This window comes from Actinoplanes derwentensis, from assembly GCF_900104725.1.
Lineage (GTDB): Bacteria > Actinomycetota > Actinomycetes > Mycobacteriales > Micromonosporaceae > Actinoplanes > Actinoplanes derwentensis.
This window is the reverse complement of sequence record NZ_LT629758.1, coordinates 4,142,281-4,156,922: the sequence shown is the minus strand read 5'-3', so window position 1 is coordinate 4,156,922 and position 14,642 is coordinate 4,142,281. Positions and strand designations below refer to the sequence as shown.

Genomic DNA, 14,642 nt, shown 5'->3' with positions numbered 1-14,642 from the left:
GTCAGTGTTCGCCTGCGCCGTAGGCGGTCAGGAAACGGTCGCGGAAGGTGTTCATCTGCCAGACCGGGGTGGTGGGCTGGGGTTTGAGGCCGTCGGCCCAGCCCCACGAGTCGATCTTGTCCAGGATGGCCGGGTCCTTGGCGATCAGGGTGATCGGTACGTCGTGGCTGGCGTTGTCGCCGGTGACGACGCTGGACGGCTGGTGGTCGCCGAGGTAGACGAGGACCAGGTCGTCGTCGCCGTACTTCTGCACCCAGTCGATCAATGTGGTCAAGGTGTACTGGATGGACCGGCCGTACTCGGTGCGGACCTTCTCGGAGCTGGTCCAGATGTCGGCCTTCTGCTCGCCCTGGGCGGCGACCTCGCTGTAGATCGAGCCGTCGCCGACCTGGTTCCAGTCGGGGAAGAACGACGGGATCGGCGCCCACGGGGTGTGGCTGGAGATCAGCGGGATCTCGACGAACAGCTTCTCGCGGCCGGGCTTGGCGTACTCGAGTTCGGTGAACTTCTTCAGCGTGTACTGGTCGGGCATCTGCGCCCAGCTGAACTTGGGGCCCTGGTAGCCGAGGTTGCGGGAGTCCCAGACCCGGTTGTAGCCGTAGAACTTGCCCTCCGGCCAGGCGCGGGTGGCGCCGGGCATGACGCTGAGGGTGTCCCAGTTCGCCTTCTTGAAGGCGCTGGTGACGGTGAGGCGGTCGCTGGCGGTCAGGTTGCGGTAGCGGGACTGGTTGTTGATCCACAGCCCGGACAGCAGGGTGGAGTGGGCCAGCCAGCTGTTGCCGCCGAAGGTGGGTGAGGTGAGCCAGCCGCTGCGGGCGCCGAACCCGGCCTGCTTCAGTTTGGCGTCGCCTTCGGCCAGGACCGCGCCGGTGCCTTCGGCGAACTCGGGGGCCTCGACGGCGTTGCGGCCGTAGCTCTCCACGAAGGTGAAGATGACGTCTTTGCCCTTGAGGGCGCTCAGCAGCTGGTCGGGCGGGGTGTCGCGGAAGGCGTCGACCTTGACCTCGTCGGCGAAGGCGGCTTCGTTGGCCAGGCCGGCGCGGGCCTGCCAGGCGCGGTCCCAGGCGTAGGTGGCGGTGGTGCGGGCGGCGATCGGGACACCGGGGACCAGTTGCACGCCGAGGGCGAGGGTCAGCATCCAGACCGAGGCGATGCCGGTGGCGGCGAGGGCCGAGCGGCGCTGGTGCCGGGCGAGCAGGTCGGCGACGCGCAGGACGGCCCAGACCATCGCGGCGATGGCGGCGGCCCCGCCGAGGACGACACCGGCGGCGGCGGCGTACGCGCCGAGCTGGCCGTAGGAGTCGCGGATGAAGCTGTACGTGTCGTCGAACAGTTCCCAGTCGAGGACCACGTCGAACGGGCGGGCCAGGGTCTTGAACCAGCCCATGTCGAGGCTCTTCTGGATCATCAGCCAGCCGAGCAGTACCCCGGCGACGGAGCCGACGGCGATGCGGGGGCGGCGGGGGAGCACGACCAGCACCAGCATGAGGACGGCGGCTTCGATCGGGATGCGGGCGAAGCTGCCGAGGGTGAGCCGGCGCAGGACGTTCGGGTAGAGCAGGGCGCCGAGCACCATCGCGCATGCCAGGACGGTCAGTCCGTGGGAGATCCACGGGGAGCTCAGGAATCGTCGTACCCGGCCGGGTGTCTTGATCTTGTCGCCGGGATCGACGGCGACGGCCTCGACGACCTCGGGAGCGCTTTCCGAAGGAGCGGTTTCCGGAGGAGCGGTTTCCGAAAGAGCAGCTTCGACGGTGTCCGATGCCGGCTCCGATGCCGGCTCTGGCGCGGGGGCCTGTTCCGGCGCGGGGGCAGGGGTGGCGACCTCCGCCGCGGGCTCCGAATTCTCGGGCGAAGCGGGAGCGGGGGTTTTGTCGGAATCCGGGTTCTGCTGCGGATCGGCGAGGTCTGTCGGCTGCACGTCATGGGGAACGCAGACCATGCCGAGATGGTTCAGATGCTGATCGAGAACTTGGCGTGTCCGGGATCATAGGCTGTTGCCAATTTCCTATCGGAACTATAGGAATGATGGAGAGGAGGAACCACTCATGCGCCGTATCCGGCCGGCAGTCGTAGTCACCGCTCTCGCTCTCGTCCTCACCTCCGCCTGCTCGCCCGGTTCGTCCGGGGCGGGCAGTGCCGCCGCGGCCGGGCAGCCGGTCAGCGGCGGCTCGCTGACCTGGGCGATCGAGACCGAGCCGATCACCTTCAACCCCCATCAGTACGCGCAGGCCAAAGCCCGCCTGCTGGTCGGGAACACCTTCGAGTCGCTGCTCACCCACGACAGCCAGGGCGGTTTCGTGCCGTGGCTGGCCACCGGCTACGAGGTCTCAGCGGACGGAAAAACCTACACCTTCAAATTGCGTACGGACGTCACGTTCAGTGACGGCACGAAGTTCGACGCCGCGGCGGTGAAGGCCAACCTCGACCAGTTCCGGGTCGAGGGCTACAACCCGTCGGTGCTGGCCGTGCAGTTGCGTCACCTGGACTCCGTCGAGGTCGTCGACCCGGCCACCGTCGCTTTCCACCTCGAGCAGCCGGACGTGCTGCTGCTCGACTTCCTCTCCACCCCGCAGGGCGCGCAGGTCTCGCCGAAGTCGCTGAAGGAGGCGAAGAACCTCAAGTTCGGTGGCCCCGAGCTGGCCGGCACCGGCCCGTTCGTGCTGGACCGCTACACCGCCGGGCAGGAGGTGCACTTCGTCAAGAACCCGGACTACGACTGGGCGCCGTCGACCGCCGGGCACACCGGGCCGGCCTATCTCGACGAGATCACCTACCGCTTCCTGAAGGAGTCGTCGGTGCGGGTCGGGGCGCTGACCTCCGGCCAGGTCCAGATCGTCGAGGGGGTGCCGGCCACCGACGAGGCGCTGATCACCGCAGACAGCCGGTTGACGCTGGCGCGGGGGTTGAACTCCGGTTCGGCGTACTCGTACTACTTCAACACCGCCAACGCTCCCTTCGACGACGTCAAGGTCAGGCGGGCGTTCCGGGAGGCGGTCGACGTCGACGCGGTGCTCAACGGTGTCTACCGGGGCCGCGCGACCCGGGCGTGGAGTGTGATCGGGCCGACCAGCCCGTTCTACGACAAGACTCTGGAGAAGACCTACAGCGGGGACACCGCGAAGGCCAACCGGTTGCTGGACGAGGCAGGCTGGGCCACGCGCGACGCCGAGGGCTTCCGGACCAAGGGCGGAAAACGATTGACGGTACGACTGGTGCAGTCGGCGCCGTTCGTGCGGGACCGCCGCGACGTGCTGGCCCAGGCCGTGCAGGCCGCGGTGAAGCAGAGCGCCGGCATCAACCTGGACGTGGCCCTGGTCGACCAGGGCACCGCCGCCACGGCTCTGGCCGACGGCGCCTACGAGGTCTTCGACAACTCCCGCGCCGACACCGATGCCGGTGCCGCCCTGAACCTGCTGCTGCACTCCGGCGGCGCGATCAACCGGACCGGCCTCGAGGACCCGGCTCTGGACGGGCTCCTGGAGCAGGCGCAGGCCAGCAGTGACCAGGCGAAGCGGGTCGAGGCGTACCGGAAGGTGCAGAAGTCGACGATCACCGATCAGGCGCTGATCCTGCCGCTCTACGCCCCGGCCGACCAGGTCGCCGCGAGCACCGGCGTCGGCGGGCTCGGTTTCGAACCGACCGCCGGGGTTCCGGGTAACGCCTACGACGTCTGGTTGAGTAAGTGATCACGGCGGTCGCGCGCCGGGTCGCCAGTGGAGTGATCGTGCTCTGGGCGGCGGCCACGGCGGCGTACCTCGCGCTGCTGGCCGCCCCCGGCGACATCGTGGACAGCATCATCGGCGACGGCGCCGACACCCCGCAGATCCGTGCCCAGATCATCGCCGAGTGGCACCTCGACCGGCCCGCGATCGTTCAGTACCTCGACTACCTGTTCCGGGCGGCCCAGGGGGATCTGGGCCGTTCCTACCTGCTGCAGCGCCCGGTCGGCGACGTGATCGGCGAGCAGATCCTGCCGACGGTCCAGCTCGCCCTGGCGGCTGCGGTCGTCGGGGTGGCTCTGGCGCTGGTGCTGGCGGTCACCACCCGGAACCGGTGGGCGCGCCGGGTCAGCTCGACCGCCGAGCTGGTCATCGTGTCCACGCCGCCGTTCCTGATCGGGATCGTGCTGCTGAGTGTCTTCTCGTTCCGGTTCGGGATGTTCCCGGTCTCCGGCGATCAGGGCTGGGCCGCTCTGGTCCTGCCGGCCGTGACGCTCGGGCTGCCGATCGCCGGGGTGCTGGCCCAGGTGCTGCGCGACGGCATCGACCGGGCTCTGGACGAGCCGTTCACGGTCACCGCCCGCGCGCGGGGCCTGACGGAACGAGCGGTCCTGGTCCGGCACGCGCTGCGGCACGCCCTGATTCCGGCGGTCACCCTGCTCGGCTGGCTGTCCGGCGTCCTGATCGGCGGTTCGGTGATCATCGAGCAGGTCTTCGGCCGTCCCGGCCTCGGCCAGGTCACGTTGCAGGCGGTCGGCAACGGCGACATGCCGGTCGTGCTGGCCGTCGTGGTCCTCGCGGCGGCCGCGTTCGTCGTCATCAACACCGCGGCCGACCTGGCCTACCTGCTCATCGACCCGCGCCTGCGAAGGAGCTGAGCAATGACCATCGCCCTGCCCCGGCCCGAGGTGCGCCGGCTGACCCTGCGACGGCCCCGTCCGGGGATCGCCGCTGCCGTGATCGTGCTGGCCCTGGTCGCGACCGCGGTGGTGTGGCCGTCGCTGTTCGCCGGTGACCCGCTCGCCGCCGACCCGCTGCGGGTGCTGGAGGGACCGTCGGCGGCGCACTGGTTCGGCACCGACCAGCTCGGCCGCGACGTCTTCGACCGGGTCGTGCACGGTGCCCGGCACTCGCTGAGCATCGGGGTGGCCGCCACCGTGATCGCCGTCGGCGCGGGCATCCTGCTCGGCCTGCTCGCCGGGCTCACCCACCGGTACGCCGACGAGGCCCTGAGCCGTGGCTTCGACGCCCTGGCCGCGTTTCCGCTGGTGCTGCTCGCGTTGCTGTTCATCGCGATCGCCGGAACCGGAACGACCAGTCTGATCGTGGCGATCGGCATCGCCACCCTTCCGCATCACGCCCGGGTGGTACGGGCGCAGACCCTGGTGGTGCGGCAGGCGCCGTATGTCACGCACGCTGTCGCGTTCGGAGCGTCGCGCACCCGCCTGGTGCTGCGGCACGTGCTGCCCAACGTACTCGGCCCGATCCCGGTCCTGGCGATGATCGGGCTCGGTGAGGCGGTCCTGATCGCGGCCGGGCTCAGCTTCCTCGGCCTCGGTCCGCAGCCGCCGTCCCCGGAATGGGGCGCGATGCTGTCGGAGGGCCGCGGCTATCTGCACCTCGCCTGGTGGGCGTCGTTGCTGCCGGGTGCGGCGGTGACGGCCACCGTCATCTCTCTCACCGTGATCGGCCGGCATCTGCAGGGCCGGTTCGAAGGGCGCCACCAATGATCGAAGTCGAGGACCTGCGGGTCACCTTCCGGCTGGGCCACAAGCGGGTGGAGGCCGTCCGCGGGGTCAGCTTCGGCATCGAGGAGGGCGAGTGTGTCGCCCTCGTCGGGGAGAGCGGCTCCGGCAAGAGTGTCACCGCTCGCAGCCTGGTCGGACTGGCCGGTCCGCAAGCCCACGTCGAAGCCGGCACGTTCACCGTCGACGGCCGGGACGTGCGGCGGTTCGCGGCCCGCGACTGGCGGCGGCTGCGTGGCCGGTTCGCCGGGCTGGTCCTGCAGGACGCTCTGGTCTCGCTGGACCCGATGCGCACCGTCGGCGCGGAGATCGCCGAGGTGCTGCGGGTGCACGACATCGGCGACCGCCGGGACCGGCCGTGCCGTGTCCAGGACCTGCTGACCGCGGTGCACGTGCCGGAGCCTGAACGCCGGGCCCGGCAGTACCCGCACCAGCTCTCCGGTGGTCTGCGGCAGCGGGCCCTGATCGCCTCGGCCATCGCCGGCGGCCCGCGACTGCTGATCGCCGACGAACCCACCACCGCCCTGGACGCCACCGTTCAGGCCCAGATCTTGGCTCTGCTCGCCGAACGCCGGGCGGCCGGGGAGACGCTGCTGCTGATCAGTCACGACCTGGCGGTGGTGTCGGCACTCGCCGACCGGGTGCTGGTGATGAAGGACGGCCGGATCGTCGAGTCGGGGGGCACCCGCTCGATCCTGTCCGGGGCGGGTCACCCGTACACCAGGGAGTTGATCGCGGCCGTCACCGGCCGCCGCCGGGAGAGCGCCGCCGAACCCGGTGAGGTCGTGGCCGAGGCCACCGCCCTGCGCAAGGTGTACGGCGACCGCACGGTCGTCAAGGACTTCGGCCTGACCATCCGGCGAGGGGAGATCGTCGGCCTGGTCGGCGAGTCCGGTTCCGGCAAGACCACCGTCGCCCAGTTGCTGTTCGGGCTCACCGACCCGACGTCCGGTCACGTCCGGTTCGAGGGCCAGGAGTTCAGCGGCGTCCCGGAACGGGCCCGCCGCCCGATCCGCCGCCGCCTGCAACTGATCGCGCAGGATCCACTGTCGGCGTTCGACCCGCGCTGGACGGTGCGCCGCATCGTCGGCGAGGCCCTGCCGAAGGGGGAGAACCCGGAACCGGTCCTGGAACGGGTCGGCCTCGGCCCGGAAGTCCTCGACCGGTATCCCCGTCAGCTCTCCGGTGGCCAGCGGCAGCGGGTCGCGGTCGCCCGCGCCATCGCACCGCGGCCGAGTCTGATCATCTGCGACGAACCGGTCTCCGCCCTCGACGTGTCGGTGCAGGCCCAGGTCCTGGACCTGCTCGCGAAGATCCGCGAGGACGACGGCACCGCACTGCTGTTCATCTCGCACGACCTCGGCGTGATCCGCGACATCGCCGACCGGGTCCTGGTCATGCACGACGGCCGTGTCGTCGAACAGGGACCGGTCCGCGCCGTCTTCGAACACGCCGGCCACGAGTACACCCGGGCACTGCTGGACGCGGTGCCCACTTTGGAGGTCATCCGATGACACTGCACCTGGCCGTCGCCCTCAGCGGCGACTCGTTCGCCGCCGGCGACTGGATCACCCAGGTCGGACAGGCCGACGACGCCGGTCTCGACCTGGTCACCTTCGACGACGCCTTCGGGCGGCACGGCCCGGACGCGGTCCTGGTCGCCTCCCTGGTCGCCCCGCTGACCCGGCACGTCGGTCTGGTCCCGGTCGCCACCACCACCCACACCGAGCCGTTCCACCTGTCGACGTCCCTGGCGACCCTGGACCACATCAGCAGGGGCCGGGCCGGGTGGCAGGTCCGGGTCTCACCCGATCCGGCCTCCGCTTCGTTGCTGGGCCGGCGCTCCTCGTTGCCGGTGGAGACGCTGATCGGCGAGGCAGCCGACGCCGTCGAGGTGGTGCGGCGGCTCTGGGACAGCTGGGAGGACGACGCGATCATCAAGGACGTCGCCACCGGGCGGTTCATCGACCGGGACAAACTGCACTACATCGACTTCGAGGGGGAGCACTTCTCGGTCAAGGGGCCGTCGATCGTGCCGCGGTCGCCGCAGGGGCAGCCGGTGGTCGCCGCGCTCGCGCACGCGCCCGAGGTGTGGGACCACCTGGACGCCGACCTGTTCTTCATCACTCCGTCGGACGCCGACGACGCCGCCCGAAAGGTCCGCCAGATCGGGCCGTCGAAGAAGATCTTCGCGGACATCACGATCGGGGGCATTTCTGACGCGGCCTCCTTCACCGGCACGCAGACGCAACTCGCCGACCTGATCCAGAACTGGTGGACGGTCTCCGGGGTCGACGGCTTCCGGTTGCGGATCTCGGACATCTCCGAAATATCGGAGACAGTGGCGGAGCTGCGCCACCGTGGACTCTTCCGGACGTCGGACCAGAAGACCCTCCGCGAACGGCTGGGACTACCGGTCGCCGTGAACCGCTACGCCCAGGAGGCGTCCGTTGCCTAAGCAGATCATCCTCGCCGCGCACTTCCCCGGCGTGAACAACACCACCGTGTGGAGCGACCCGCGGGCCGGCAGCCAGATCGACTTCGACTCGTTCGTTTATCTGGCGAAGACCGCCGAACGCGGCCTGTTCGACTTCTTCTTCCTCGCCGAGGGCCTGCGGCTGCGTGAACAGCGTGGCCTCATCCACGACCTGGACGTCGTCGGCCGCCCGGACACCCTGACCGTGCTGACCGCCCTGGCCGCGGTCACCACCCGTCTGGGGCTCGCCGGAACACTGAACGCCACCTGGCACGAGCCCTACGAACTGGCCCGGCAACTCGCCACCCTCGACCACCTGTCGAACGGGCGGGCCGCCTGGAACGTGGTCACCTCACCGGGCGCGTTCTTCGGCGAGAATTTCCGGCGCGGCGGTTTCCTCGACCACGCCGACCGGTACGTGCGGGCCGCCGAGTTCATCCAGACCGCCCGCGCCCTGTGGGACACCGACGGCGGCGACTTCGCGATCACGAACTCGCAGTTCGACATCAAGGGCCGGTTCGGGGTGCCGCGCAGCCCGCAGGGCCACCCGGTGATCCTGCAGGCCGGTGACTCCGACAGCGGCCGGGAACTCGCCGCGCAGCACTCCGACGCGATCTTCAGCCGGCACCACCGGATCGACGACGCCCGCCTGTTCTACCGCGACATCAAGGACCGGCTCGCCAGGTACGGCCGGGCCGAGAGCGACCTGAAGATCATTCCCGGGGTGTCGTACGTGCTCGGCGACAGCGACGCCGACGCCCAGGAGAAGGCCCACTACATCCGGCGTCAGCAGGTCAGCCCGCAGACCGCGATCCTGCTGCTGGAGCAACTCTGGAACACCGACCTGTCCGGATACGACGCCGAAGGGCCGCTTCCCGAGATCGATCCGGTCCTGGACGAGGACGACACCATCATCAAGGGCCGGGCCGGCATGTACCCGGACCGGCTCAAGACCGCCGACGAGTGGCGGGCCCGGGCCGAGGCCAAGAGCCTGTCGATCCGGGACCTGATCATCGAGGTCACCGGGCGGCAGAACTTCATCGGCACCGCCGACCGGGTCGCCGAGCAACTCGACGAATACGTGCAGACCGACGCCTGCGACGGCTTCATCCTCGTCTCGCACCTGACCCCGGCCGGGCTCGACGACTTCGTGGACCAGGTGGTCCCGTTACTGCAGGAGCGCGGTGTGTTCCGGACCGAGTATTCCGGCGGCACCCTGCGCGACAACCTCGGCCTGAAAGGGCGGTAACCATGCCCGTACCACTCTCGATCCTCGATCTGGCCCCGCTCGTCTCCGGTGGTGACGTGCCGGACGCCCTGCGCCGCACCCTCGATCTGGCCCGACGGGCCGAACAGTTCGGCTACCACCGCTACTGGGTGGCCGAACACCACTTCACCCCGGGCGTGGCCAGTTCACAGCCGGCGCTGCTGCTCGGCCAGATCGCCGCCGTCACCGAACACATCCGGCTCGGCTCCGGCGCCGTGCAGACCGGTTTCCTGACCGCGCTGTCGATCGTGGAACAGTTCGGGCTGCTCGACGCCCTGTATCCGGGCCGGTTCGACCTCGGGCTGGGCCGCTCCGGGCAGGCACGGGTGGAGAAGGCCGCGGCGAAACCGCAGGCGGAGGTGGGCGACCACATCGTCGACGGGCTGCTCATCCCGAAGCACTTCGACTGGGCGCCGATCTTCGCCTCCAAGCGCAGCCAGCTGTCCGGCAGCTTCCTCACCCAGCCCGGCGCGCAGCCGCTCGGCCTGACCGAGGCCCTGGACCAGATCGACGCTCTGCTGGCCGGGCCGGTCGCCGACGACGAGGGCAACGAGGTGGTCGCCACCCCCGGTGCCGGCGCCGACCTCCAGGTGTGGCTGCTCGGCAGCTCCGGCGGCGAGAGCGCCCGCACGGCCGGTGCCCGCGGGCTGCCGTTCGCCGCGAACTATCACGTCGCCCCGGCGAAGATCCTGGAGGCCGTCGCGGCGTACCGGGCGTCGTTCGTGCCGTCCGCCGCCCTGAAACAGCCGCGGGTGATGGTCTCCGCCGACGTGCTGGTGGCCGAGGACGACGCCACCGCCCGGCACCTGGCAAAACCGTTCGGCGTCTGGGTCCGCAGCATCCGCACCGGCCTCGGTGCAGTCCCGTACCCGAGCATCGAGGAAGCCGAAGTGTTCGCGTGGACCGACCAGGACCGGGCGATCGTCGCGGACCGGGTCGACACCCAGTTCGCCGGGTCGCCGCAGACCGTGGTCGAGCGGCTGAACACCCTGCAACGGGTCACCGGCGCGGACGAGCTGCTGATCACCACGATCGCCCACGACCACGCCGACCGGGTCCGTTCCTACGAGCTGCTCGCCAAACATTGGTCAGCCTGATCGCGGCCATCGATGCCGGTCACCTATCATCTCGTGAGTGACCGGCATCGATGTACGTGTGGTCGCGCCCGACCAGCGCTTCCAGCACACCTTTTCGCGGGCTCAGGCGGATGCCGTGGCCGACGCCCTGATCCAGCGCCGTGAGTTCCCGCAAGAGCTGACGTTCCTCGGCGACGGCGCCGAACTGTGGCGGGCCGTCACCGAGGACACCGGCTCGACGCGGTTCAGCCGGCCCCGTGCCAGCGACCTGCTCCTCGAAGAGCACGTGCCGCAACTGCTGGGCCTGCTGCCGCCCGGCCCGGTCCCGGTGCTCGACCTCGGGCCCGGCACCGGCCGCCCCGCCGAAGGGCTGCTGACCGGGCTTCTCGCGGCCGGCCGGTTCGGCGGCTACCACGCGATCGACATCAGCCCGGAACTGCTCGCCATGACCGCCGCCCGGCTGTCCCGGGCCTTCCCCGCCGAGGCCGGGCGGATGACCTTCACCCACGGCGACTTCCGGGAGACCGTACCGGCCGGCGGTGCCCGGCTCGTGCTGCTGACCGGCGGCACCCTGTTCAACGCCGCCGACCCGGGTCTGCTGCTGCGCCACCTCGCCGCGCACCTGGGCCCCGGTGACCTGCTGGTGATCACGGCGCGGTTCGACACCCTCGGCCGGGCGCCGTTCCGGGCCATCGAGGCCGCCCCGCCGCTGCCGCCCAGCCACCGGCTCGGTCTCGACCTGCTCAACATCGACCCGGACTGGTACGACCCGGAACGCGGCTTCGACCCGGCCCGCCACGAGGTGTGGAGCGGCGCCCGCCTGAACCGGCCGGTCACCCTGCACCTCGACGGCGCCCACGGCCGGCGGGCCGTCGACCTGCACACCGGTGACCTGCTGCGGCTCTACTGGCAGTTGTTCCTGGACCGGACGGCGGTGGACGCCCTGCTCCACGGGGCCGGGCTGCGCACTAGTCTGTTCCAAATAGGACGAGTCTCTGATGTCGCCATGATCGTGTCATCCAGCGATATCACAGGGACACAAGGGACTAATATGACTAAGCGGTAGTTATCTATGGCAGACTCCACGTCATGGGGAGCCAGCAGCCGATCAGCCGCCCGATGCGTAACCTTCTAGCCGGCTTCTACACTTCGCTGTTCGGCTCCCAGATGACCACCGTGGCCCTGGCCTTCGCGGTGCTCGCCAGCGGCCACGGCGCCGCCGGTCTCGGCCTGGTGCTGGCCGCCGGCCGCCTGCCCACCGTCGCGTTCGTGCTGGTCGCCGGGGTCCTCGCGGACCGTCTCCCGCGCCGCACCGTCATGCTGATCACCGACGCCGCCCGCGGTGCCAGCCAGGCCGTCCTGGCCGTCTGGCTGTTCACCGGCGACGTGCCCCTGGTCGTGCTGATGCTGTTCGCCGCCGTCGACGGCCTCGGCAACGCCTTCTTCCGCCCCGCCCTGGTCGGCCTCGTCCCGTCGCTGACCGACCGGTCCGGCCTGCAGCGGGCCAACGCGCTGATCGGGTTCGGCCGCTCCTTCAGCAGCCTGGCCGGCCCGGCCCTCGGCGGCCTGCTGGTCGCCTTCACCGACCCGGCCACCGTCTTCGCCATCGACGCCGCGACCTACGCGGTCAGCGCCCTGTTCCTGTTCGCCGTCCCCCGCGACGTGCCCACCCCGCGCCCGCACCGGCCGGGCATGCTCACCGACCTGCGGGAAGGCTGGACCGAGTTCCGGTCCCGGCGCTGGGTGTGGTCGGTCGTCGCCCAGTTCGGCCTGGTCCACCTGACCACCGTCCCGGCCTACCTGGTGCTCGGCCCGCAGATCGCCGCCGACTCCCTCGGCGGCGCCCAGAGCTGGGGTTTCATCCTCGGCTGCTTCGGTGCCGGGTCGGTCGCCGGCGGCCTGCTGATGGTCCGGTTCACCCCGCGCCACCCGATGGTGGTCGCCACCCTCGGCATGCTGTGGTTCGTGCCCGCCTCGATCGCCCTGGCCCTGCAGGCGCCGCTCGCGGTGATCATGGCGACCGGTTTCCTGGCCGGCATCGGCATCGGCGTCTTCGGCACCCTGTGGGCGACCGTCCTGCAGGCCAACGTGCCCACCCAGGTCCTGTCCCGGGTCAGCGCCTACGACTGGTTCGGTTCGCTGATCACCCTGCCACTCGGGTTCACCCTGGTCGGTGTCCTCGCCGGCCAGTGGGGGACCGCGTTCCCGCTGCTGCTCGGCGCGGCGACGATGGCGCTGTCCTGCGCGGCCGTGCTGACCGTTCCCGAGGTGCGCCGGCTCACCGTCGAACCGGCGCCCGCCCCGCCCGCCGTCGCCTGATCAGTCCAGCTCACGCCGGAGGAACTCGAACGTCAGCGCCCACAACAGGGCCGCCTGCTCGTTGTCGGCGGCACCACCGTGGCCACCCTCCACGTTCTCGTAATAGGCCGCGCGGTGACCCAGCTCCGACAGCAGCGCCATCATCTTGCGGGCGTGGGCCGGATGCACCCGGTCATCACGGGTGGAGGTCAACAGCAGCAGCGGCGGGTACGCCCGATCAGCGCGCACGTTCTGATAGGGCGAGAACTCCCGCAGGAACGCCCAGTCCTGCTCCACGTCGGGATCCCCGTACTCGGCGATCCACGACTTGCCGGCCAGCAGTTTCGTGTACCGGCGCATGTCCAGCAACGGCACCCGGGCGACGACCGCCCCGAACAGCTCCGGATAGCGGGTCAGCATCACCCCCATCAGCAGACCGCCGTTGCTGCCACCGGAGATCCCCAGCTGCCCCGGCGTGGTGATGCCCCGGGTGACCAGATCGGCGGCGACAGCGGCGAAGTCCTCGTACGCCCGCAGCCGGTTCTCCCGCAGCGCCGCCTGATGCCAGGCCGGGCCGTACTCACCGCCACCACGGATGCCGGCCAGCACATACGTGCCACCGTGGGCCAGCCAGCCGCGGCCCATCAGTCCACTGTAGGACGGTGTCATGGTGACTTCGAAGCCGCCGTACCCGTACAGAATCGTGGGTCCGGGGGTTGATCCGCCGGCCACGAAATAGGGGACCCGGGTGCCGTCGGCGGAGACCGCGAAGAACTGCCGCACCGACATGCCGTCGGTGCCGAAGAACTCCGGGCCCCGTTTGAGGGTCTCCATCGTGCCGCCGACCGTGCCGAGACTCAGCGTCGCCGGGCGCAGGAACCCCTCCGACGACAGCAGATAGGAGTCGTCCAGCGCCGGGCAGGTGTCCAGAACGGTCGTGTGGTCGAACTCGCCGGCCCCCGGCAACGGCTCGCGCCGCCACACCTGATGCTCCGGGGTCAGGATCTCGATCCGGGACCGCACGTCGCGCATCGTGGCGAGCAGCAGATGGTTGCGGGTCCACGACCAGCCGCTCAGCGACGTGCGCTCGTCCGGCTCGAACAACACGGTCAGGTCCCGCCCGCCGGCCAGGAAGACCTCCAGATCAACGGCGAGGAGCACACCGGCCGGGTACGTCACCCCACCGGCCGTCCACTCCGACCGCGGCGTCACCAGCAGCCACTCCCGGTGCAGGTCGATGACGGCGTCCTCCGGCACCTCGATGCGCACCAGGTCACCGCCGGGCCGGTACAGCCACTGCTCGCTGCGGTAGAACGTCACCAGCCGGGTCACCAGGCCACGCTCGAAACCGGGCGTCGGATCGTAGGACGAGGTGACCAGCACGTCGTCGGCCGCACCCTCGAACACCGTCTGCGCCTCGGACAACGCGGTGCCGCGCCGCCAGCGCTTGACCACCCGCGCGTATCCCGACGACGTCAGCGCACCCGGCCCGAAGTCCGTCGCCACCAGCAACTGGTCGGCGTCGATCCAGGTCACGTCACTCTTCGCCTCGGGCAGCGTGAACCCGCCGTCGACGAACGCCCGCGTGGTCAGATCGAACTCGCGGACCACCGCCGCGTCCGAACCACCCCGCGACAGGCTGATCAGGCAGCGCTCATAACCGGGGCGCAGCACACTCACCCGGTTCCACGTCCAGTTCTCGCCCTCGGCCCGGTTCAGCGCGCCCACGTCGAGCAGCACCTCCCACTCCGGCGAGTCGGTGCGGAACCGCTCCGGAGTGGTCCGCCGCCACAGGCCCCGCGGATGGTCGGCGTCGGTCCAGAAGTCGTAGTAGAGACCGTCACCGCGGCGGCTCGGGTACGGGATCCGGTCCTTGCTGTCCAGCACCTCCCGGATCGCGTCCTTGGTGCGCGCGAAACGCTCGCCGGACAGCGTGGCCGTCGTCTCGGCGTTGCGGGCCGTCACCCACTCCAGGGCCGCGGGGGTGTCCAGGTCCTCAAGCCAGCGATAAGCATCCTCGGTCACGGGATCGACCCTATTCATCGAGGTCGGTACTTG

General features: G+C 70.4%; 11 protein-coding genes. 9 read left to right on the top strand and 2 right to left on the bottom strand.

Annotated features, from left to right (window positions below; translation table 11 throughout):
• Position 1: 1 nt before the first annotated feature.
• Positions 2-1,942: a sulfatase-like hydrolase/transferase gene (locus tag BLU81_RS18415; protein WP_269461061.1), complete on the bottom strand. Its 1,941-nt coding sequence runs from the start codon at positions 1,940-1,942 to the stop codon at positions 2-4.
• Positions 1,943-2,048: 106 nt separating this feature from the next.
• Here BLU81_RS18415 and BLU81_RS18410 point away from each other — a divergent pair, with 106 nt between their 5' ends.
• The 9 genes from BLU81_RS18410 to BLU81_RS18370 are packed head-to-tail and all read left to right on the top strand — an operon-like array spanning position 2,049 to position 12,605.
• Positions 2,049-3,689: an ABC transporter substrate-binding protein gene (locus tag BLU81_RS18410; protein ID WP_092545803.1), complete on the top strand. Its 1,641-nt coding sequence runs from the start codon at positions 2,049-2,051 to the stop codon at positions 3,687-3,689.
• The gene (locus BLU81_RS18405) at positions 3,686-4,600 is read left to right on the top strand and encodes an ABC transporter permease (protein ID WP_092545802.1); all 915 of its coding nucleotides are present in this window, start codon (positions 3,686-3,688) and stop codon (positions 4,598-4,600) included. Before BLU81_RS18410 ends, BLU81_RS18405 begins: the two co-directional genes overlap by 4 nt.
• 3 nt (positions 4,601-4,603) lie before the next feature.
• Positions 4,604-5,452, top strand: a complete 849-nt coding sequence (locus BLU81_RS18400; protein ID WP_092545801.1) for an ABC transporter permease — start codon at positions 4,604-4,606, stop codon at positions 5,450-5,452.
• Positions 5,449-6,981, top strand: a complete 1,533-nt coding sequence (nikE, locus tag BLU81_RS18395; RefSeq protein ID WP_092545800.1) for a nickel ABC transporter ATP-binding protein NikE — start codon at positions 5,449-5,451, stop codon at positions 6,979-6,981. The genes BLU81_RS18400 and nikE overlap by 4 nt, the downstream gene beginning before the upstream one ends.
• Entirely contained in the window at positions 6,978-7,925 is a 948-nt protein-coding gene (locus tag BLU81_RS18390) for an LLM class flavin-dependent oxidoreductase (RefSeq protein WP_092545799.1), read from the top strand. Before nikE ends, BLU81_RS18390 begins: the two co-directional genes overlap by 4 nt.
• Positions 7,918-9,192: an NtaA/DmoA family FMN-dependent monooxygenase gene (locus tag BLU81_RS18385; RefSeq protein WP_092545798.1), complete on the top strand. Its 1,275-nt coding sequence runs from the start codon at positions 7,918-7,920 to the stop codon at positions 9,190-9,192. The genes BLU81_RS18390 and BLU81_RS18385 overlap by 8 nt, the downstream gene beginning before the upstream one ends.
• Before the next feature lie 2 nt (positions 9,193-9,194).
• Positions 9,195-10,307, top strand: a complete 1,113-nt coding sequence (locus BLU81_RS18380; protein WP_092545797.1) for an LLM class flavin-dependent oxidoreductase — start codon at positions 9,195-9,197, stop codon at positions 10,305-10,307.
• A gap of 37 nt (positions 10,308-10,344) precedes the next feature.
• Complete coding sequence (locus BLU81_RS18375; protein WP_092545796.1) at positions 10,345-11,352, top strand: L-histidine N(alpha)-methyltransferase; 1,008 nt, start codon at positions 10,345-10,347, stop codon at positions 11,350-11,352.
• A 23-nt stretch (positions 11,353-11,375) separates the two neighbouring features.
• A complete protein-coding gene (locus tag BLU81_RS18370; RefSeq protein WP_092545795.1) occupies positions 11,376-12,605 on the top strand; it encodes an MFS transporter in 1,230 nt (409 codons plus the stop codon).
• On the opposite strand, the gene BLU81_RS18365 is transcribed toward BLU81_RS18370, so the two are convergent.
• Positions 12,606-14,609: a prolyl oligopeptidase family serine peptidase gene (locus tag BLU81_RS18365; RefSeq protein WP_231954630.1), complete on the bottom strand. Its 2,004-nt coding sequence runs from the start codon at positions 14,607-14,609 to the stop codon at positions 12,606-12,608. It lies immediately after the preceding gene.
• Positions 14,610-14,642: the final 33 nt, after the last annotated feature.